Below are 19,977 nucleotides of genomic sequence, written 5' to 3'. Positions count from 1 at the left end.
TTATTCTTCAGATTCACCATCTTCAGTCTCTTCGTCTGATCCTTCTTCATCTTCTTCATTCTCACCGTCATTACCTTCCGGGTTACCCCCGCTGGCAATGTATTCAGCAAGAATATCCAGTTCCTCATCTGAACCATCGAACTGGCCAGCCGGCATTTCGCCAATACCGTTAACAGCAATATCCTTAATAGAATCAGCGTCATAAGAAACATCAAAGAGCGCCGGTCCGGCAGATCCTGCACCTTGAAGCTGGTCACCGTGACACCCTATACAACCTTGATCGGCAAATATCTGGTAGCCTTCCGCTTCCGTATCGACCTCTTCTACAGCCGCTGCTTCATCTTCATCCAGCATTTCACCTTGTTCTGCTGCTGCTTCCCAGTCATGATGATCCACCGATTCCCAAGTAAGATAGACCGTAGCAATAACAGCTAAAATCATTAAACCAGAAGCAACGGGCCGTTGTGAAGCTCGTCTTCTTGGTCCATTATCAAGCCATGGTGCCAAGAGTAGTGCACCAAAAGCGAGACCTGGAATGATCACCGCTCCGATGACGGTAAAATCACCAGCTGCATACTCGTATTTTAAAAGCTGGTACAAAAATAAAAAGTACCAGTCCGGCAATGGTATGTAGCCGGAGTCCGTAGGGTCCGCCATCCGTTCTAATGGAGATGGATGTGCTACCGTCAAGCAAAGATAACCGATTAGAAAAACTGCCCCAACCAACCACTCTTTCAGTAGAAAGTTTGGCCAGAACGCTTCTGTTTTCCCAGGGAATTCAGAATAGTCTTTCGGAATGTTCGGTTTTCGCTCGGCAGGCACGCGGGAATCCCCAACAAATTTCATACCTTTTCCACGATGCATTGGTTTCCCTCCTTATAAATTCTGTCTTTTTCATTTTTCGTACCTGCTGCCCTTACAACGGTCCGGAAATGCCTTGTCTTCGAATCATTATAAAGTGAGCTGCCATCAAGCCAAGCAAAGCTCCTGGCAAAAAGAATACGTGAATAGCAAAGAAGCGAGTAAGTGTTTGAGCTCCTATAATCTCCGGATCCCCCGCTAATAACGTTTTAGCTAGAGTACCTATAAGCGGGACACTTTCTGCTATCTGCAGCCCTACTACTGTTGCAAAGTACGCCTTCATATCCCATGGAAGTAAATAGCCTGTAAAACCTAATCCAAGCATAACAAAAAAGATAAGTACACCTACAACCCAGTTTAATTCTCTAGGTCGTTTGTAAGCACCGGTAAAAAACACGCGCAAGGTATGTAAAAACATCATCACTATTACGAGACTAGCTCCCCAGTGGTGCATGCCGCGTACAATAAGTCCAAACGCTACTTCACCTTGCAAATATTTGACCGATTCGTAGGCGTTTACAATATCGGGTACATAGTACATCGTAAGAAACATCCCGGACAATATTTGAATGACAGTAATGAAAAATGTCAACCCTCCAAAGCAATAAACAAACGCTGAAAAGTGATGAGCAGGGTTAACATGCTCGGGCACTTCATGGTCAGCGATGTCACGCCACATTGGAGTGATGTCCAGGCGTTCATCTACCCATTCATACACTCGTTGTAACATAAATGACGCCCCTCCTAAATTTGTGGTTCAGCTTTTCCAAGGTAGACCGTTCCATCTTGCACCTCAACCTGATATTTATGAAGCGGCTCAGTCGGCGGAGTACCTTCAATATTTGTCCCGTCTTTTTCAAAACGTCCACCGTGACAAGGACAGAAAAATTGATTTGGATGATCTTCATTTGCATCCCAATTCACTGTACACCCTAAATGAGTACAAGTCGGTGAAAGAGCTACAATGTCATCTCCTTCTTGATAAATCCATGCTGTTTCCGTAACTTCCGACGTGTACCAGGCATCTTGCTGCTCAAAGGAAAAGTCAAAACGCTGAGGTTCCTCCGTCAGTTCAGCAACTTCTGCAACAGCGTTCATATCACCTGCAGCTCCAGCTTTGAGCACGGGATCAATCGCAAACCTTGCCATAGGCAGTATCATGCCTGCAGCCATAAAACCTCCAACACCTGTAAGCGTATATGTCAGAAATTGACGCCTCGACACGTTATGATTTTTTTCACTCACCACATATCCCCCCCTGCTATATAAGTTCGGTCCTAACGGACGTATTTCACACACACTTTTTCAAAACTAGGACATACTCATGATAGCCTAGTATTGAATATGCTGTCAATCTTTTACGGGTCTATTTTGCGAGTAATTTCGACGCTAAGGGCCGCTTTTCCATTTGTCCATTACTAAAGGAATAAGCTGTTTTATTTGTTCTGAGACTACTTGTTTCTTATATTCTGACTCCATATTTTCCAAAGGTACAAGAGGCATCCATACTAATAGATCCTCTATATCTACTTCAACCTTTTTCCAAGAAGGGTCAGCTGTTATTAAAATCACATGTTTCATTTCTTCTTCTTTCATTTTGGTTGTCCATTGTTCAAGATTTTCCTTACAATCAGTAATATTTTCTGAATCTAAGTAAGTAAACGGTGGAACAAGGAGTACTCTTCCCTTGAATTGGCGCTCAATCTCCGCTGTAATGACTGTAATAAACTCACTCATCGCAGCACTTTGACGTATCCCATTCCCAAAATCAATTGGCAAAAGAGGGATAAGAGCCGTATCAATATATTCCCTTTCATTTATGAAGAACGGTATATCCTCAGTAGTCCATTTCATATTTTTACCCGCTTTCTATTTTTTATTATAAAAACCATTAAAAAATCGGCTTCCCGCTCAGTCCATTTGGCGGAAGCCTTAGTTTTCTTGCCCTTTACTTCCTTAACAAAGTTAAACTTTCCTAAAGAATAAAGAAAGCTGTCCTTTTAGGGACAGCGCTAAAAAACTCAAATAAAAGTTTATGGTTCTATGCTGCGCTTTAATTCTAATAATTCCTGACTATAAGCATAAAATTCTTCTTTATTCTTTTCTTCTAAGGCTTTATCAATTTTTTCCCGTAATGTTTGAAGCTTAAAATCAATTAAAGCCTGATTTAATATTATATCTGCAACTACTTCCAATAGCAGTTTTTCTTGTCCCCGTCCTGGTAAATAAGGATTCTCCTCCAAGACAGAAACATAGTGACGTTGAAAATCTACGTCATCAAAGTTTAGCTGGACGTATAATTCTTCATCCGGATGGAGCCGTATGTCGTGGAATGATCTTTCTGTGTCCATCGTAACATATTGATGCTTATGGAATGAAAAAGGAATATTACTGAGACCCTCAGCTGATAAAATAATTGCTTTTGGACAAAACTCTGCTTTTTCCACGAAATGAACATGTTCTAGCAAATTACTGTCACTTAGGAGGTAATTTAAAATCCATGCATATTCTCTTCTTTTTATATGCTGTCCTTTTAAGAGCCATTTTAAAAAACCTCTCTTTTCAATCGTAGAAATTGCACTGTTCATCTCAAATCCCCCCTACGAATTAACCATCCAGTACATTTACAGTATAATTCGACAGTAAGCCCTTCATTCCTTTCATTCCATTATAAAAAATTATCTTCAAGTTCACTTATTAATAATTGAAGTGACTCATTTGAGGAGTCGAGAAGAAATGCCTTTTTAAATATCTTTAAAGCTTGGTCTCTATGTCCCATCTCTAATAACAGCTTCCCGTAATCTTCTAAGAATTCTTCGTTATCCATAAAAGATGCAGAAGCCTTTTCATATGCTTGAAACGCATTTTGGAAGTCCTCTTTTTCCCATAAAGCTTTTCCATGATACCAATCAAAGCTAGCATCCTCTTCTCCTATGTCTTTTAAGTACGTTACAAGATCTTCTATTGCTTCAAAGTCTTCCTGTTCAAGCCATAAAGCCAAAACAGAAGTCGCAGCTTCTTGATTACCTGGATTTATAGATAGTGCTTCTCTAAACCGCTCTTCTGCCACTTTTTCATTTCCTAATGACAATTGCAGTTTTCCTGCCTCTGTAAACAATGTATCATTATATTCGTCAACAGATAAGCCTTGTTCTGCTGTTTTCAGTGCTAACTCATATTTTTCTAAACCTTCGTAAGCTCGAATCAAATATGGGTATAGCGTGACAAAATCAGGGTCAGCTTCTTTTAGCTTATTAAATTCCTTAGCTGCCAAGTCATAGTCTTCTATTTGCAAGGCAGTATAACCGTACCCAAACATAGCATGAGGATCTGCTTTTTCGTTTAACCCTTTTTGATAATAAGGTAATGCTGTCTCAAACTCCCCTGTAGCACTGTATGCTTCAGCAAGCCTCAAATCTAAGCCGCCTTCAGGAAATTCAAACCCCATCCTTTCTGCTTGCTTTAGATAAGGAATACTCTTTGCAAAGTCTCCTCTATCTAAATAATAGTCTCCTAAACCAGCTAAAAGGACGGGTTCATCAGGAGCTTTTTGCAGCGCATCTTTTAATTTCTTTTCTGCAACTTCATCAAGACCTTGCAGTTGATAAAGATCAGCAAGAAGCATTTGTGCCCGTAAAAAAGCTTCGTCTTCTTCATCAACTTCTAACAGCCATTCAATCGCCTCATCTTCTTCGTCCATATCGATAGCAATTTCAGCTGCCATTGTTAATAATTCTCCTTCTTCAGGATAATAATTAATTAATTCTTCTATTAGAGGCTTTGCTTTATCTAGTCTCCCTAATTCTTCGTATAATTGAACAAGGTCATATTTTTCCTGATGATCTGCTTTCCTTTCATATTGCTCAAGGCTTTTAAGGCCTTTTTCTATATCCCCCTCTTGAATCACTTGTATTATTTCCTCAAGGCTCTTTTGCATTTTTAACCCTCCAACGTTTACACACCATTTATTGAACGAAGTCGACCAGGGAGAAAGTCATTACAACAACGTCCAAACCCTTTATCAATCTGTATGCGTGATCCTGCTTTTAAAACTTTCCCTCTTAACACTACAATATCAGGTTCTTGTCCCATTTTTGCAGATACTTCGTTTTCTATTTGTTCTCCTTTAAAATCATAGTATAACAAATAATCAGCATCCCCTCGAGCAATTGTACCTTTAGAAGGGTAAACGCCAGTAATCTGCATTTCGTCTTTATTTAATACTGCCCCTTTTTGAAACGTAACCATTTTAAATAACCGAGAAAGTACCGCATCCCAATTTTCTTTCACCCGCAAGTCTTCCTTGGTATAGATAGGTGGAAAACAAAAGGTAAAGCTTATCGAAGAAGGACCGACTGCTTGTTTAATCCAATCCCAAGCAACATACCGGCATTCTTCTAACGAAGTAAAAAAAACTTCAACAATTGGATATTTATTTTTTATTAACCATTTAACTACTTCAGGGGTAAAATCTTTACTATTAATAGATGGAACAAGTATAAAATCAATAGGAGCTTTTTCTAAACAAGATAGAGATTCTTCTCTTATCTCTTCTATTTTTTTTATTTTGGATATCGGCATAATCAAAAGAGAGGTGGTGATTCCTTTTCTTATTAGCTTCTTCCATCTTTCCACACAATTGTTCCCACAAAATTGCTTCACTGTTCCACCTATTGCCACTTTTGCAGGTTCTATGCGAAAACCTTTGGCACTTATTTTTATCGTTGTATCAAATTGATGACGTCCCCTATATAAAATAGATTGATTTTCAATTTTCATATTGACCTTTCCTCTGTCTGTTTCCGAAGCACTAACGAGCCAATATTTCATCGTTCTCCTCACCTTTCTTGTCTTTTACACAAAAATATGAGCTAAAACGAAAAAATATGAACTGCCGAAGCAAAGGCTGTTAGTACAAAAGGACTCGCAGACAAAAAAACACCCGATAAGTAAACGCTTACAAATCGGGTTAGCAAAAATGCTATTCAATTAAGAGTATGGATAGGAGTGGAGAGAAACCATACGCTACTTTTATTATAACGAACTAAAGGTAAAAGTCAATAACATTTTATTTTTAAATTTAAATAGATTTTAAAACAACAAACTATCCTTACGAATTTTACAATCCTGCAGAATAGTTTGCTGCTGTTTTAACTGTTTATTCCATAACATATGTTTCGTATAAAGCATTCTCTAAATGTTGACGACCTTCTTCCCGGTCATATTCTGTTCGGAAAGAAAGCTGCAACACTCCCATTATATCCTCTCGCGTTTCAATAATACGAATGTTAGTAATACTAATATCTGCTTCGCCTAAAATTCCCGTCACGTCAGATATTACACCTGGGTGGTCCGGGACATCTACAAATAAATCATAAAATGCTGGTAAAGCACCTTTTTCTTTTGTCGGAAGTCCATCCCTGAATGTTTTAGCCGCAGAAAAATAATTTAATATTTCAGTTGGATCTTCTTCTTTCAGCATTTGTTCAACATTGTTCATTTCTTCTTTCCAATTATGAAGAAGTGATAATATAGTATCTTTATTGTGCAAAAGAATATCTCTCCACATTACCGGGCTTGCGGAAGCAATACGCGTGATGTCACGAAAGCCGCCTGCTGCCAGTCTAGAAACAAGCTCGTCTTCATTTTCTGTATTTTTTACTTGATGGACCAGTCCCGCAGCAATTATGTGAGGAAAGTGGCTGATTAATCCTGCAAATTTATCATGTTGTTTGGGCGTTAATTCGATAAAACGTGCTTTTGTCCCTTTAAGCCAGTTTTGAAGTTGTATGATTTTATTAGTATTTGTGTTTTCACAAGGCGTTAGTATATAAAATGCATTTTCAAATAAATGAGACTTAGCTGCCTGGACCCCGCTTTTATGGGATCCTGCCATAGGATGTCCCCCAATAAAGGTTACATTTTTTTTGTATAATTGCTTCGCTTTATGAAATATTCTATCCTTTGTACTGCCAACGTCCGTTACAATAGCCCCGCTCTTTAATGGGACGGCCTCTAATTCTTCAATAATACATTCTGTTTTTGTAACAGGAACAGCAATTATGATTAAATCCGCATCTTCTACGCCTGCTGCTAACTCTTCGGCTGGTTCATCAATCACTCCCAGAGACTGCGCCAGTTTTAATTGATTGCTGTCAATATCAATTCCCGTAATATGTACACTATGCTCTTTTTTTATAGCTAAAGCGATGGATCCGCCAATAAGACCCATACCAATGATGCATATTTTTCTTTTCACCAATCCTGCCCCTCCTTCTCTTTTCTTTCGAGGCACTAAAAGTTTCTCTCCAAACTCAAAAGGCAGCGGATAATTCTTTATAAACCACTAGAATCAGGCCGCTGCTTTTGATTTATCCTTTAATAGAATGTTTGTGTTCATTTAAACATTCTTCAAATGCCTGTAAGAAATATTTATTTTGCTCACTCGTGCCTGTTGTAACCCGTATCCACTCCGGAAAACCAAGAGCTTCTCCTGAACGAACAATAATTCCTTTCTTCAACAAGGAATTAAACATTTCATCACCCGAGATGCCTGTGTGAATTAACATAAAATTCGTTTCAGAAGGCAGATAGGAAAGTTTTCTTTCCTTACAGAAGGCTTCAAATTGATCCAATGCCTCTCTATTTTTTATTCGGCAGTCTTCTATATACGCATGGTCATTTAATGCTGCAATAGCGGCATGCTGGGCTATCGTAGTCGTATTAAACGGCGGCCGAACTGGATCAAGTTTATTCATTAGTTCTTCAGAAGCAACACCGTAGCCGATTCGCATAGAAGCCAGGCCGTAAGCCTTAGAAAAAGTTCTAAGCACCATTAAGTTAGGAAAATTATCTAAAGAAGAAAGCGTATTAGGAAAATCTTGGGCTGTAACATATTCAATATAGGCTTCATCCGATACGACAAGGACGTGATTTGGAACTTGCTGTAAAAAATCTTCAAACTCCTCATTGCCAACATACGTGCCAGATGGATTATTCGGATTACAAACCCATACAATTCTCGTCTTGTCATCTATTTGATTAAGCATGGCTGGCAGGTCGTGTATGCCATTTTTTAAAGGGACTTCTCTAATTTCAGCTCCTTCAATAACAGCATTGTGTTTATATTGAGAAAAAGACGGAGTTGCCATCACGGTGTTGGTCTCTGGAGTCAATAAAGCACGGCATAGCATTAAAATGACCTCATCTGAGCCGGCTCCAAATAATAATTGACTCTGTTTAACATTTAAATGTTCGGCCACTGCTTCTCTAATGTTTCCGGCATAACCATCAGGGTACACTTCAGGATGCAGTGCCGCTTGTTTAATCGCTTCCTGCACTTTTGGAGAGGCACCATAAGGATTTTCATTCGAAGCTAATTTATGGACTATTTTTAAACCGAGTTCTTTTTTCACCTCTTCCATTGGCTTTCCCGGTTTATACGGCGTCATCCCCAATATTTGCGATTTAAATTTCATACTTTAGCACCTCACCTCAATAAATTCTTTTCTCTTTTCTCTTTTCTCTTTTCTCTTTTCTCTTTTCTCTTTTCTCTTTTCTCTTTTCTCTTTTCTCTTTTCTCTTTTCTCTATGTTACGACGAAATGAGAGAAGAAACAAATGATTTTATTTCCTGGAGAGCATTTTGTTTCATTTTCTCTTCTTGTGAAAACTCGCTTAAACGTTCTTCTACTTTTTTCATAATAGCACTGCCTACTATAACTCCATTACATACTCCTTGAAGATTCTCTACGTGTTCTGGTTTCGAAATACCAAAGCCAACAGCTACAGGAACTTTGCTGCTCAAATTGACATTTTTTATAAATGTGTATGCTTCCTCTGAAAAAGACTCCCTCGTTCCCGTAACTCCTAAACTGGATACACAGTATAAAAACCCTTCTGCCTTGTTCGCTATTTTCTCAATTCTTGTTGACGATGTCGGGGCAACAAGTGAAATATTAGCCAGGCCATTTTCTTTAGCAGTTACTGTGAGTTCCTGGCTTTCTTCATATGGCAGATCTGGAATCAAAACTCCATCAGCTTCATTTTCTTTCACTTTATCAAGAAAGGTTTTTACTCCCATTTGAAATACTGGATTATAATACGTAAATATAATAACGGGGATTGTTAAACCTCTTTTTCTCATTTCTGGCACCAGCTGCATCGCGCGCATAAGACTCATTCCCTGCTGCAATGCTCTTTTTGCCGAACGCTGCAGCACCGGACCGTCAGCCAGGGGATCGGAATAAGGAATTCCAAGTTCTACTATGTGTGCGCCTGCTTCTTCCATACGAAGCACAAGTTCAATTGTTGTAGATGGATCAGGATCTCCTGCCATAATAAACGGTATAAATAGTGGATACTCTGCTTTTTTGGCCGCTTCATTCACACTCATTCTAGTCATGATTTAGACTCCTTTTCCATTGCTTCTTTTATGGAATTAACATCTTTATCTCCTCTTCCGGATAAACAGATGACAATGGTTTGTCCTTCCTTCATCTCTTTTGCTTTTTTAAAAGCTAGATGCAAAGCATGTGCAGATTCAATAGCAGGCAGTATTCCTTCTGCTCGTGTTAACAGCGATAGAGCTTCCAGCGCTTCTTTATCAGTCACACCTTCATAAGCGACTCGGCCGCTTTCTGCAAGATATGCATGCTCCGGTCCAATTCCAGGATAATCAAGACCCGCTGAAATTGAATAAGGCTCGATAATCTGTCCATTTTCATCCTGAATTAAATAAGTGAGCGATCCATGAATAACCCCTTTCGTTCCTTTCGTAATAGTAGCTGCGTGCTTTTTAGTCGATATGCCTTTCCCTGCTGCTTCTGCTCCAAATAGTTCCACTTCATCTTCTAAAAAAGGATAAAACATACCAATGGCATTGCTTCCTCCTCCAACACAAGCTGCTGCTGCATCTGGAAGAGTTCCTTCTTTATCTTGTAATTGCTCTTTTGTTTCATCTCCAATAATTCGTTGAAAATCTCTAACCATTTTTGGATAAGGGTGCGGACCAACAACAGATCCGATAAGATAAAAAGTATCTTCTACGTTAGCCACCCAATAACGTATTGCTTCATTTGTAGCATCTTTTAGTGTCTTGCTACCCGAAACTGCTGGCACAACCTCAGCACCGAGCAATTCCATTCTAAACACATTTAGTTCCTGACGCCGCATGTCTTCTTCTCCCATAAATACCTTGCATTCTAGGCCAAGACGTGCACACACAGTTGCCGTTGCCACCCCGTGCTGACCTGCGCCAGTTTCCGCTACAATCTTGCTTTTTCCCATTCGTTTAGCTAATAACGCTTGTCCTACAGCATTGTTAAGTTTATGGGCCCCAGTATGAAGCAAATCTTCTCTTTTTAAGTAAATTTTTGCTCCTCCCAGTTTTTGGGTAAGCCTTTCTGCATACGTGAGAGGAGTGGGACGACCAGCATATTCTGCTAATGTATGTTTGTATTCTTCAACGAATGTCGAGTCTTCCCATGCTTCTGTTAATGATTTTTCCAACTCTTCGAGGGCGTACATTAAAGTCTCAGGGACAAATTTCCCTCCAAAACTGCCGAAACGTCCATTGTTGTCCGGATAGACTTTACTCATTTTTATTCAACCTCTTTTCCAAACGAGTCAATTTCTGTTTATCTTTTACACCTTTTGTTTCAACACCACTTGATAGATCAATTCCCCATGGCTGATAGGGCAGCAGCTTTTCTACATTATCTGGATTCACCCCTCCAGCAATGAAAACAGGAATGCCGTGTTCTTTTCCAAATTCAACATATTTTGGAACGTGCGACCAATCAAAACGTTCACCAGTTCCTCCCCAGGCTCCTTTTACTTTCGCATCGATAACAAATCCATCTACTTTAGTTAAATAGCTTTCCATTCGCTTTATGGTATCTTCATCGTGAGGAAGAGCCTTCCAAACTTCCAAACCGAACTTCTGTTTCGTCTCTGCTGCCTTTTCAGGAGATTCTGAGCCATGCAATTGAATAATATCAGGAGATAGAACATTAACTACTTCTTGTATGTTTTTTAATGGGGCATTAACAAAGAGGGCTGCTACCTTCTTTTCCGGCAATTTATGCCTTTCAAGCCAGGAAGCAGCCTCTTTAGGCGATACTTTTCTTTTGCTTTCTGCCATTACAAATCCTACATAATCAGCGTTTGAAGAACGTGCAGCCTCTACATCCTGTTCTGAATGAAGCCCGCATAGTTTAAGATAAGGACGAGTCATGAAATCTTTCTCCTTTTAATTGTCGTAAAGCAAGTTCGACATTGGACTGCCTCATTAAGGATTCACCAACTAAAACAGCTTCAGCCCCGACATTCTGCACTCTACGAATATCTTGATTCGTATATATACCACTCTCGCTTACGAGCAAACTGCCAGAAGGGATAAATTCACTCAATTCCTCTGTCACTGCCAACGTCGTTTTAAAAGTCCGTAAATCCCGATTATTAATACCAATTATAGCAGGTTTGAAGATTTTCAGCACACTTCCAAGTTCCTCTTTAGAATGAAACTCAACCAGTACTTCTAATCCTTTTTCATGTGCTTCCTCATATAGCTCGTGCAGATGGGCAGGCTCAAGAGCAGCTGCTATTAGAAGAATGGCATCTGCTCCGATTCTTGCACTTTCTTCTACTTGTAATCTATCGATAATAAAATCTTTTCGCAGCACAGGAATAGATACCATATGTTTTACCGCCGTTAAGTACTCGCGTTTTCCTTGGAAGTATGGTTCATCAGTCAAAACAGAGAGTGCTGCTGCCCCTCCCTTTTGATAACTTTCTGCAATTTTTTCTGGATGAAAATCTGGCCGGATTAACCCTTTTGAAGGGGATGCTTTTTTTACTTCTGCAATAACCTGCACGTCACTATGTTGTGCTAGAGCATTCTTAAAAGAGTAATTTGATACATCTGCTTTAGGGGGCAGCTGTAAAGATTGTATTTCTGATTTTTTTGTATCAATAATTTTATTAAGCATGCTGTTCTTCCACCTTTTCTTTTCTAAGACGCTGCAATTGCTTAAGAACTTCACCATTTTCTAATACTCTATTAGCTTCTTTAACTCCTTCTTTAAGGGATGCAGTTTGATCTGCTATATACAGTCCTGCGGCTATATTCAGCACGAGAATATCTTTGGCAGCACCGCTTACACTTCCTTGAAAAATATCTTCAATAAGACGAGCGCTTTCCTTGGCGTTATTTACTTGTACAGGATCAATGTCAGCCCTTTTTAAACCGAATTGCTCGGGTGTAATAGTATATTGCTTAATATCATTATCTATTAGTTCAGTTACAAATGTTTTCCCGGTTATCGTCATTTCGTCAAGACCGTCTTCACCGGTAACAAACATAGCACGTTCTGCACCCATGCGCTGAAGAGACTGTGCCATTTTTAATCCATATTCTTTATTAAAAACCCCAATAACCTGTCCTTTTGCATTTGCAGGGTTTGTGATAGGGCCTAATAAATTGAAAATAGTCCGAAATCCAATTTCTTTTCTAGGAGCAACTGCATGTTTCATAGCTACGTGGTATAAAGGGGCAAACAAAAAGGCCATATCATGATGCCTAAGAGAGACAGCTGCATCTTCTGGTGTAGTCTGTACAGAAAGGCCTAACTCTTCTAGCACATCGGCACTGCCACTCTTTGATGAAACAGAACGATTTCCATGTTTAGCTACTTTTACACCGAACGAAGAAAGAGCAATAGCAGAAGCAGTGGATATATTATATGTTGAACTTTGATCTCCACCCGTTCCGCATGTATCAATTACAAATTCTTCATTATGAGGAATCTTTATTACATGGTCCCGCATAGATCTTGCAAAACCTGTCATTTCATCTACTGTTTCACCGCGAAAACGTAAAACGGTTAATAAGCTGGCTATTTGACTTTCTGTTGCATTTCCTTGCATTATCTCATCCATCGCATCTTTTGCATTTTCTTCTGTCAAAGTGTTCCCTTCAATACATTTGTTCAATATATTTTTCAGCATGAACATTCTCCTCCCCATTTTTCCCGAACATTTTTTCTGCAGATTCCACTGCTTTTAATAGGGCTGCCGCTTTATTTTGTGTTTCTTCAAATTCTTTTTCAGGTATGGAATCTGCTACAATCCCTGCACCAGCTTGTATTCTAGCTTTATTATTTTTAACGATCATTGTTCTGATGGCTATACAAGAATCAATATTGCCATCAAATCCTAAATAACAAACTGCTCCTGCATAAATGCCGCGTCGCTCAGGCTCTAATTCTTTCAATATTTCCATGGCTCTAAATTTTGGTGCACCTGAAACGGTTCCTGCTGGAAACGAGGCTTGCAGGGCTTTAACCGGCTTTGTATTTGCTGCAAGTCTCCCCGTTACTTTCGAAATAATATGCATGACATGGGAAAATTTCCCGATCTCAAGTAATACAGGAGTGTCTACAGAGCCATATTCTGCTACTCTGCCTACATCATTCCTTGCAAGATCAACAAGCATATAGTGTTCGGCTTTCTCTTTTTCATCATCTAAAAGTTCACGGACTAATTCGCCGTCCTCTTCTGTTGTAGTCCCGCGCTTTCTAGTCCCAGCTATCGGGTGAATTTCCACATGATTATCCTGTACTTGAATTAACCTTTCAGGAGAACTTCCTACAACTTCTTGATCGTCAAGTTTTAGATAAAATAAATAAGGTGATGGATTAATCATTCGAAGAGTGCGGTATATATCAAAAGCTGAAACAGTGACCTCCTTTTCAAATCGCTGTGAAAGTACGGCTTGAAAGATATCACCAGCTTTTATATATTCTTTAATTTTCTCAACGTCATGTAAAAATTTATCTTTAGGATAATTGGAACGGACTCCCTCAAAATCAACATCCACTGTTTTTGCTATTGGTGACAAAAATGCTTCTTCCTTAGAACCGAAGGTGAGTTGTTCCATTAACCTTGAAACAATTGCTTGTGAATTTTCATAACGATGAAATACATCTAATTGGCTATCCGCGTCATAATGAATAAATGTCAGTTCTTTTGTATCATGATCCAAGGCAATTAACGTCTGGCAAAACAGAAGTACTACTTCATCTTCACGTTCAGGATCATCATTTGATTTCAAGTCTGGCTCAAATTCTTCTACTGTATCATAAGGAATAACACCGACAGCTCCGCCTTTAAAAGGCACTTCAATGGAAGGAGAACCCGGTTTCAGCCATGCAATGGACTCTTCAAACAATACTGCAAGATCTTCATTTTGCAGCAATATTTTTTTGTTATTATCTACAAATGCATATTTCCCATTTTGACTTTGAATTTTATATTGTGGAGATAGTCCAATAAATGAATACCTAGACCAAGGAGACGCTTCATCTTTACTTTCCAGCAGAAATACTGCTTCACTTTCAAGTTTTCTAAATACTTCTATTGGAGTTAGAGTGTCCGTAAAGAAACGTCTAACATACGGCACCATTTTATTAAGCAAGGATTGGTCTTTAAATAACTGATAGGAAGATTCTGACATGGGCTCACCTCTTATTAATGACAAGAAGAGAGCATGAAGGGAAGGAGAGAACAAAGAAGAAATAATGTACAGCGATAGAAAGGCGAAAAAGTGTTGCAAACCAAATTACCGCTGCCATTATCAAAAAAATATAAAGCCTGAAACATCCAGTTTCAGGCGGTTCTGCATATATACTCCGCTCTACTGAACTCTGCTCTTCTCTTCTAACTGCACTCTGCTCGACTATAATATTATATATTTTGTTATTTCTTTATGGTTTCTCATCTCAACTAAACTAATTCTATATTACACACTTTACTTCTTTTTTGTCAACTCCAGATCAGGACGAAGTTGTTTTGCTTCACGCAAATAAATATGCTGTACATCTTCTTGTGCTGTATCCAATTCTGCCGTCAGCATGATTCTAATACATAACGGTATACTATTAGAAACATTTATCTCTTGAGCACACATAACGGGCACCCATTGCCATCCATCAAATAAGCGCGTTGCTTTTGCCGGGAATGCAGCATCTATATCAGAAGTCGTTGTAAACCATATATGTGATACAAATTCCGGCTTCAATTCATTTTCATTAATCATTTCTTCAAGCAGTACTTTTGTACTGTGTACTATATCTTCTTCTGTATTATTGTCAATTGTAATCGCTCCGCGAACCCCTCTAATCATTCCTAGTCATCCCCCTTTGATCATTCGTAAGCAATTCAATTAGAAGCTTTTCATCTATAGTGTATAATAAGGGCCGGCCAGGTTCTTTTAGCAGCACAAACTTAATATTTCCTGCACTCGCTTTTTTGTCTTTTTTCATAGCATTTATTAATTTTTGAGCAGAGTATTGAGATGGTGCTTCTACCGGGTAATTTAACGATTTCAACCAATTTATCTCTTCAGACACATTCCAAGCGGAAATCCCTAACTCATTACTCAGCCGCATAGCAAATACCATCCCAGCTGCCACAGCTTCACCGTGAGTAATCTGCCCGTCATAACCAGAAGTTTTTTCCAGTGCGTGGCCTAGTGTATGCCCAAAGTTCAAAAATGCGCGAATGCCTGCCTCTCTTTCATCTTCTTTTACTATTTCTGCTTTAACGGCAATAGAACGCTTTAAAAATTGGCGGATTTTATCCGTTTTAATATCAGCGATTGTTTTTACATTTTCTTTTAACCAATGTAAAAAATCTGGATCTTGAATATAAGCATGTTTTATCATTTCAGCAAAACCCGACCGCCATTCTTCATCAGGCAGTGTAGTCAGTGTACCCGTATCGTAAAGGACAGCTGACGGCTGATGAAACGCCCCTATTAAATTTTTTCCTAAAGGATGATTGATTCCCGTTTTCCCTCCTACACTGCTGTCATGAGCTAATAGTGTAGTAGGAACTTGGACAAAAGGAATCCCCCTCATATAAGTTGCTGCGGAAAAGCCGGCTAAATCGCCAATCACACCTCCGCCGAGCGCAAAAATGACCGATTGACGATCAAGTCCTTGTTCTATACAGGCAGTCAGCAGTTTTTCATAACTAGCCATTGATTTAGAATGTTCTCCATTTGGCACGGTAATAATGCTCACCGGGAGAATTGGTTCAAGAATTCTTTTTAGTTTATCCCCATATAATTCGCTGACATTAGTATCCGAAATAATCAGTGCCTTACTCTTATCATCTAAGAATGAACCCAGCAAGTCCGGCGCCTCTTCTAGAATATTGTTACCAATATATACAGGGTAAGATTGATTAGAGGTATTAATAGTCAATTGTTTCATTAAAAATCCCTCGACCACTGAATATGTTCATTTATATTCCTCTCTATCGCATCCACACGGTCAGAACCAAACGTTTCAAGCAAAGCACTTGCAACTTCAAATGCTACAACGTTTTCCATCACCACAGATGCTGCTGGTACAGCGCAGCTATCTGAACGTTCAATACTTGCTTTAAATGGCTCTTTAGAATCAATATCTACACTTTCTAATGGTTTATAGAGCGTAGGGATTGGCTTCATAACACCTTGGATAATAATTGGCATTCCTGTCGTCATTCCACCTTCAAATCCGCCTAAATTGTTGGTTTTACGCTGATAGCCGTTTTTATCATCCCAAATAATTTCATCGTGTACTTTGCTTCCAGGACGGCTGGCTGCTTCAAAGCCAATACCGACTTCTACTCCTTTAAATGCGTTTATACTCATGACCGCTCCTGCTATTTTTGCATCTAACTTTCGGTCATAATGAACATGGCTCCCAAGACCGGACGGCACACCGCTGATTACAGTCTGCACCACGCCCCCTATAGAATCACCATCTTTTTTAGCATCGTCAATGGCCTGCATCATTTGGGTTTCCGCTTCTTTATCGAGACAGCGGACAGGGGATGCTTCGGTTCTTTCTTTTAAATCGTCCACATTTTCATAAGCCGGATTCTCTGCTTTAATACCGCCTATTTCGAGGACTTGTCCTCCGACTTCTATCCCGAACGTTTTCAACACTTTCTTAGCGACAGCACCTGCACAAACACGTGCAGTTGTTTCTCGGGCAGATGAACGTTCTAGTACGTTCCGCATATCTCTATGATTGTATTTTATAGCTCCATTTAAGTCAGCGTGGCCAGGACGCGGACGGGTTATTTTACGTTTAACTTCTTTTTCTTCCTCAGGAGATAAAGGCTCTGCTCCCATAATTTTCTGCCAATGTTTAAAATCATCATTTTCTACTACAAGAGTTACCGGAGCACCCGTCGTTTTCCCATGGCGTACCCCGCTTAGAATCTGTACCTTGTCTTTTTCGATTTGCATACGGCGCCCTCGTCCGTATCCTCCCTGCCTGCGGGCAAGCTCTGTGTTAATATCCTCTTCAAGCAGCTCCATGTTAGCTGGAAGCCCCTCTATAATTGTAGTCTGCTGCGGACCGTGTGATTCCCCTGCTGTTAAGTATCTCATTATCTTCCACTCCTCTTTACATACTTGCCGATTCTCTCTTTAGTGCTTTTATGCATTAAATGATAACATATTTGTTTTTTTATGTGTGCGCAGCCAAAGAATTTTTTAGAAAATACGAAAAAGAACACTGATCATTTTATAGATATGTAGACCTGTATCATTCCACTTTATTTATTTTTTTATAAAAAAACGTATCTTCCGCTTCAAAACCATAACGGGCCGGGTTGAATATTTGTTCGGTACTGCCCACAAACAACACGCCGCCTACATTAAGCGCTTTATTAAACTCTTTATATATATTATGTTTTGCTTCTTCTGTAAAATATATTAGTACATTACGACAAACAATAAGATCAAATCCAGTCTCAAACATATCCGCTAAGAGGTTATGTTTTTTAAACCTAATCCCATTTCTCAAAGTATCTTTCACTCGGTAACCTGAAGTTTCCTTAATAAAATAATGTAATAACATATCTTTTGATAATTCTTTTAGCGCTTTCTCTGTGTAAAATCCTGTTTTTGCACGCAAAAGAATAGCTTCATCAATATCTGTTGCCAGTATAGAACTGCTTTTTCTGCCCGAATATTGATCAAGAATAATGGACAAGGTGTAAGGCTCTTCTCCGGTAGAACAGGCTGCTGACCAAACTTTAAGTTTTGATCTGTCTTTTAGAAGACGGGGCAGAATAACGTCCGTTAAAATCTCCCACCGTTTAGGGTTTCTCAAAAATTCTGAGACATTGATCGTCATCCTTTCTAAGAACTCGGCAAGGACGTCTTCATCCTTATTAATCCCATTATAAAAAAAATCCTCAAAGCTGGAAAATTCTTTTTTTTCAAAGAAAGAACGAAGCCGGCGTTTCATCTGTGCTTCTTTATACATCGATAGATCGATGCCCGTTTTCTTTTTTACCTTATGAACGAAACTAGTGTAATCATTATTAATATAATCTTTATGAGGATGTTTTTTTGACTGGGTTTGCATGAATGATTGTCCTCTCTCTTGAAACTAGTCTCATTATACCATGTCCACACATTACTGACATTTATTGAAAAATTTTAAATTCGAAAGAAAAACGTCTTTCGCTCATAAGCAAAAGACGTCATGAAAACTCTCATTAAACCCACTCTGAAACTGATTTTTTATATTGAATCAAGTCACTTTCGTTAAAAAACAATGCGATTTCTCTATTAGCACTTTCTGGTGAATCCGATCCATGTATTACATTCATACTTACTTGTACGCCAAAATCTCCTCGAATCGTTCCTGGTTCAGCCTCAGCAGGATTTGTCGCACCCATCATTTTACGTGCTGTGCCAATAACACCCTCTCCTTCCCATACCATAGCAAATACAGGACCAGAGGTTATAAAAGACACTAATTCACCAAAAAATGGTTTATCTTTATGTTCGCCATAGTGTTCTTCAGCAAGTTCTTTTGGTATAGACATTAGTTTTCCAGCTGCAAGCGTAAATCCTTTTCTTTCAAAACGATGAACAATCTCTCCTACTAAATTACGTTGCACCCCATCTGGTTTTACCATAATAAATGTTTTTTCCATTACTATCCCTCTTTCCTTGTATGTAATACAGTTAAACCTTATTGATTATAACAAACTATGAAAGCGCTAGCAACGAAAACCATTATTAAACCTTTCCTGGAAAGGAGAAGGTTTACAGAAAAGGCAATTAACGCTTTCTCCCGCCTATGTAAGTTGCTATATCACTTAGTGATTTTTTAGCAGAAATATCAGAAAGTCCTTCTAGTGCAACGAACGCTTTTTCTAAATAGTTTTTGCTTAATTCTTTTGAATACTCAATACCGCCAGAGTTTTTTACCATTTCTAACACGGGGGTAATATCGAATTTAGAATGGTTTTTATTCTGGCATAACCCGGAAATTTCTGAGCGGATATTCGAACGCTTGCACATAGCATATAGCGCAGGCAGTGTAATATTTCCTTGCAAGAGATCACTGCCAGCAGGTTTGCCAAGCTCCTTTTCGGTCCCAGTAAAATCTAGAATATCATCTATGATTTGGTAAGACATTCCAACATTATAACCATAATGATACAGCCGTGATTGATCTTTTGAAGACGCCCCTGCACTCACTGCTCCTAGTTGGCAACTAACTGCAATTAACAATGCCGTTTTTCGCTTAATTCTCCTTAAATACGTTTTTAATGTCTGATCCCAATTATATTGGTCCCTGATTTGCTCAATTTCTCCCAGGCACATTTCATGCATAGCACGTGAAATAATGCGGTGAATGTCTTCATTTTTAAAGTAAGCAGCTTTTTCAATTGCTTTGGCAAATATGTAATCACCAGTGTACATAGCAACACGATTATCCCATTGAGCTTTGATCGTTTTTTTTCCTCTTCTTAGCTCTGCATCGTCTATTACATCATCGTGCACGAGAGAGGCCATATGAATAAGCTCTAAAGCTACTGCGATATGTTTTAACCTTTCAATATCGTAGCTGCCAAACTTCGCACTCAGCAATACAAACACAGGACGGATCCGCTTTCCGCCTGCTTGAAGCAAATGAAGAGAAGCATCCCTTAAGACAGGATGCTGAGCTTCCACGGACCTTTCCAGCTCTTTTTCAATTTTATTTATGTCCGATTTTAGAAACAAATATAAGTCCGCCAACTTCATTATATT

21 protein-coding genes are annotated in these 19,977 nt (G+C 39.1%); all 21 read right to left on the bottom strand.

Features of this window, described 5'->3' with window-relative positions:
- Positions 1–864 (bottom strand): menaquinol-cytochrome c reductase cytochrome b/c subunit, encoded by an 864-nt coding sequence (locus CEF16_RS03445; RefSeq protein WP_091579695.1) that lies wholly within the window; start codon positions 862–864, stop codon positions 1–3.
- 52 nt (positions 865–916) lie between these two features.
- Positions 917–1,591, bottom strand: a complete 675-nt coding sequence (gene qcrB, locus CEF16_RS03440; protein WP_091579692.1) for a menaquinol-cytochrome c reductase cytochrome b subunit — start codon at positions 1,589–1,591, stop codon at positions 917–919.
- Between the two features lie 14 nt (positions 1,592–1,605).
- Positions 1,606–2,106, bottom strand: coding sequence for a Rieske (2Fe-2S) protein (locus tag CEF16_RS03435; protein ID WP_091580720.1), 501 nt, complete (start codon positions 2,104–2,106; stop codon positions 1,606–1,608).
- Positions 2,107–2,250: 144 nt separating this feature from the next.
- Entirely contained in the window at positions 2,251–2,715 is a 465-nt protein-coding gene (locus tag CEF16_RS03430) for a YpiF family protein (protein ID WP_091579690.1), read from the bottom strand.
- A gap of 179 nt (positions 2,716–2,894) precedes the next feature.
- Positions 2,895–3,449: a ReoY family proteolytic degradation factor gene (locus tag CEF16_RS03425; RefSeq protein ID WP_091579687.1), complete on the bottom strand. Its 555-nt coding sequence runs from the start codon at positions 3,447–3,449 to the stop codon at positions 2,895–2,897.
- Positions 3,450–3,529: 80 nt separating this feature from the next.
- Positions 3,530–4,798 (bottom strand): tetratricopeptide repeat protein, encoded by a 1,269-nt coding sequence (locus tag CEF16_RS03420; RefSeq protein WP_091579684.1) that lies wholly within the window; start codon positions 4,796–4,798, stop codon positions 3,530–3,532.
- 17 nt (positions 4,799–4,815) lie between these two features.
- Complete coding sequence (locus tag CEF16_RS03415) at positions 4,816–5,691, bottom strand: hypothetical protein (RefSeq protein WP_091579681.1); 876 nt, start codon at positions 5,689–5,691, stop codon at positions 4,816–4,818.
- A gap of 328 nt (positions 5,692–6,019) precedes the next feature.
- Positions 6,020–7,120 carry a prephenate dehydrogenase gene (locus tag CEF16_RS03410; protein WP_091580718.1) on the bottom strand — a complete coding sequence of 367 codons (1,101 nt, stop codon included), beginning with the start codon at positions 7,118–7,120 and terminating at the stop codon, positions 6,020–6,022.
- Positions 7,121–7,232: 112 nt separating this feature from the next.
- Entirely contained in the window at positions 7,233–8,339 is a 1,107-nt protein-coding gene (gene hisC / locus CEF16_RS03405) for a histidinol-phosphate transaminase (protein WP_091579680.1), read from the bottom strand.
- 115 nt (positions 8,340–8,454) lie between these two features.
- Positions 8,455–9,264 (bottom strand): tryptophan synthase subunit alpha, encoded by an 810-nt coding sequence (gene trpA, locus CEF16_RS03400; RefSeq protein WP_091579677.1) that lies wholly within the window; start codon positions 9,262–9,264, stop codon positions 8,455–8,457.
- Entirely contained in the window at positions 9,261–10,460 is a 1,200-nt protein-coding gene (gene trpB, locus CEF16_RS03395) for a tryptophan synthase subunit beta (RefSeq protein ID WP_091579675.1), read from the bottom strand. The genes trpA and trpB overlap by 4 nt, the downstream gene beginning before the upstream one ends.
- Complete coding sequence (locus tag CEF16_RS03390; protein ID WP_091579672.1) at positions 10,453–11,097, bottom strand: phosphoribosylanthranilate isomerase; 645 nt, start codon at positions 11,095–11,097, stop codon at positions 10,453–10,455. Before CEF16_RS03390 ends, trpB begins: the two co-directional genes overlap by 8 nt.
- A complete protein-coding gene (gene trpC / locus CEF16_RS03385) occupies positions 11,078–11,851 on the bottom strand; it encodes an indole-3-glycerol phosphate synthase TrpC (RefSeq protein WP_091579668.1) in 774 nt (257 codons plus the stop codon). Before trpC ends, CEF16_RS03390 begins: the two co-directional genes overlap by 20 nt.
- Positions 11,844–12,869: an anthranilate phosphoribosyltransferase gene (gene trpD / locus CEF16_RS03380; RefSeq protein ID WP_091579666.1), complete on the bottom strand. Its 1,026-nt coding sequence runs from the start codon at positions 12,867–12,869 to the stop codon at positions 11,844–11,846. Before trpD ends, trpC begins: the two co-directional genes overlap by 8 nt.
- On the bottom strand, positions 12,838–14,376 hold the full coding sequence (trpE, locus tag CEF16_RS03375; protein WP_091579663.1) for an anthranilate synthase component I: 1,539 nt from the start codon (positions 14,374–14,376) through the stop codon (positions 12,838–12,840). The genes trpD and trpE overlap by 32 nt, the downstream gene beginning before the upstream one ends.
- Before the next feature lie 294 nt (positions 14,377–14,670).
- Complete coding sequence (aroH, locus tag CEF16_RS03370; protein WP_091579661.1) at positions 14,671–15,045, bottom strand: chorismate mutase; 375 nt, start codon at positions 15,043–15,045, stop codon at positions 14,671–14,673.
- Entirely contained in the window at positions 15,038–16,138 is a 1,101-nt protein-coding gene (aroB, locus tag CEF16_RS03365) for a 3-dehydroquinate synthase (protein ID WP_091579659.1), read from the bottom strand. The genes aroH and aroB overlap by 8 nt, the downstream gene beginning before the upstream one ends.
- Positions 16,138–17,310 (bottom strand): chorismate synthase, encoded by a 1,173-nt coding sequence (gene aroC, locus CEF16_RS03360; RefSeq protein ID WP_091579657.1) that lies wholly within the window; start codon positions 17,308–17,310, stop codon positions 16,138–16,140. The genes aroB and aroC overlap by 1 nt, the downstream gene beginning before the upstream one ends.
- Positions 17,311–17,467: 157 nt before the next feature.
- A complete protein-coding gene (locus tag CEF16_RS03355; RefSeq protein WP_091579654.1) occupies positions 17,468–18,295 on the bottom strand; it encodes a CheR family methyltransferase in 828 nt (275 codons plus the stop codon).
- Positions 18,296–18,428: 133 nt separating this feature from the next.
- Positions 18,429–18,872 (bottom strand): nucleoside-diphosphate kinase, encoded by a 444-nt coding sequence (ndk, locus tag CEF16_RS03350; RefSeq protein WP_091579651.1) that lies wholly within the window; start codon positions 18,870–18,872, stop codon positions 18,429–18,431.
- Positions 18,873–18,999: 127 nt separating this feature from the next.
- Complete coding sequence (hepT, locus tag CEF16_RS03345; protein ID WP_091579649.1) at positions 19,000–19,971, bottom strand: heptaprenyl diphosphate synthase component II; 972 nt, start codon at positions 19,969–19,971, stop codon at positions 19,000–19,002.
- Positions 19,972–19,977 lie beyond the last annotated feature (6 nt).

This window comes from Alteribacillus bidgolensis, assembly GCF_002886255.1.
Lineage (GTDB): Bacteria > Bacillota > Bacilli > Bacillales > Marinococcaceae > Alteribacillus > Alteribacillus bidgolensis.
Note: the sequence above shows the minus strand (reverse complement) of the source record. Positions and strands in the feature narration are given on the sequence as shown.

Bases quoted from the DNA above. Each gene is read 5' to 3' on its own strand.
- CEF16_RS03445 (WP_091579695.1), bottom strand. From the start codon at position 864: ATGCATCGTGGAAAAGGTATGAAATTTGTTGGGGATTCCCGCGTGCCT.
- qcrB (WP_091579692.1), bottom strand. From the start codon at position 1,591: ATGTTACAACGAGTGTATGAATGGGTAGATGAACGCCTGGACATCACT.
- CEF16_RS03430 (WP_091579690.1), bottom strand. From the start codon at position 2,715: ATGAAATGGACTACTGAGGATATACCGTTCTTCATAAATGAAAGGGAA.
- CEF16_RS03425 (WP_091579687.1), bottom strand. From the start codon at position 3,449: ATGAACAGTGCAATTTCTACGATTGAAAAGAGAGGTTTTTTAAAATGG.
- CEF16_RS03420 (WP_091579684.1), bottom strand. From the start codon at position 4,798: ATGCAAAAGAGCCTTGAGGAAATAATACAAGTGATTCAAGAGGGGGAT.
- CEF16_RS03415 (WP_091579681.1), bottom strand. From the start codon at position 5,691: ATGAAATATTGGCTCGTTAGTGCTTCGGAAACAGACAGAGGAAAGGTC.
- hisC (WP_091579680.1), bottom strand. From the start codon at position 8,339: ATGAAATTTAAATCGCAAATATTGGGGATGACGCCGTATAAACCGGGA.
- trpA (WP_091579677.1), bottom strand. From the start codon at position 9,264: ATGACTAGAATGAGTGTGAATGAAGCGGCCAAAAAAGCAGAGTATCCA.
- trpB (WP_091579675.1), bottom strand. From the start codon at position 10,460: ATGAGTAAAGTCTATCCGGACAACAATGGACGTTTCGGCAGTTTTGGA.
- CEF16_RS03390 (WP_091579672.1), bottom strand. From the start codon at position 11,097: ATGACTCGTCCTTATCTTAAACTATGCGGGCTTCATTCAGAACAGGAT.
- trpC (WP_091579668.1), bottom strand. From the start codon at position 11,851: ATGCTTAATAAAATTATTGATACAAAAAAATCAGAAATACAATCTTTA.
- trpD (WP_091579666.1), bottom strand. From the start codon at position 12,869: ATGCTGAAAAATATATTGAACAAATGTATTGAAGGGAACACTTTGACA.
- trpE (WP_091579663.1), bottom strand. From the start codon at position 14,376: ATGTCAGAATCTTCCTATCAGTTATTTAAAGACCAATCCTTGCTTAAT.
- aroH (WP_091579661.1), bottom strand. From the start codon at position 15,045: ATGATTAGAGGGGTTCGCGGAGCGATTACAATTGACAATAATACAGAA.
- aroB (WP_091579659.1), bottom strand. From the start codon at position 16,138: ATGAAACAATTGACTATTAATACCTCTAATCAATCTTACCCTGTATAT.
- aroC (WP_091579657.1), bottom strand. From the start codon at position 17,310: ATGAGATACTTAACAGCAGGGGAATCACACGGTCCGCAGCAGACTACA.
- CEF16_RS03355 (WP_091579654.1), bottom strand. From the start codon at position 18,295: ATGCAAACCCAGTCAAAAAAACATCCTCATAAAGATTATATTAATAAT.
- ndk (WP_091579651.1), bottom strand. From the start codon at position 18,872: ATGGAAAAAACATTTATTATGGTAAAACCAGATGGGGTGCAACGTAAT.
- hepT (WP_091579649.1), bottom strand. From the start codon at position 19,971: ATGAAGTTGGCGGACTTATATTTGTTTCTAAAATCGGACATAAATAAA.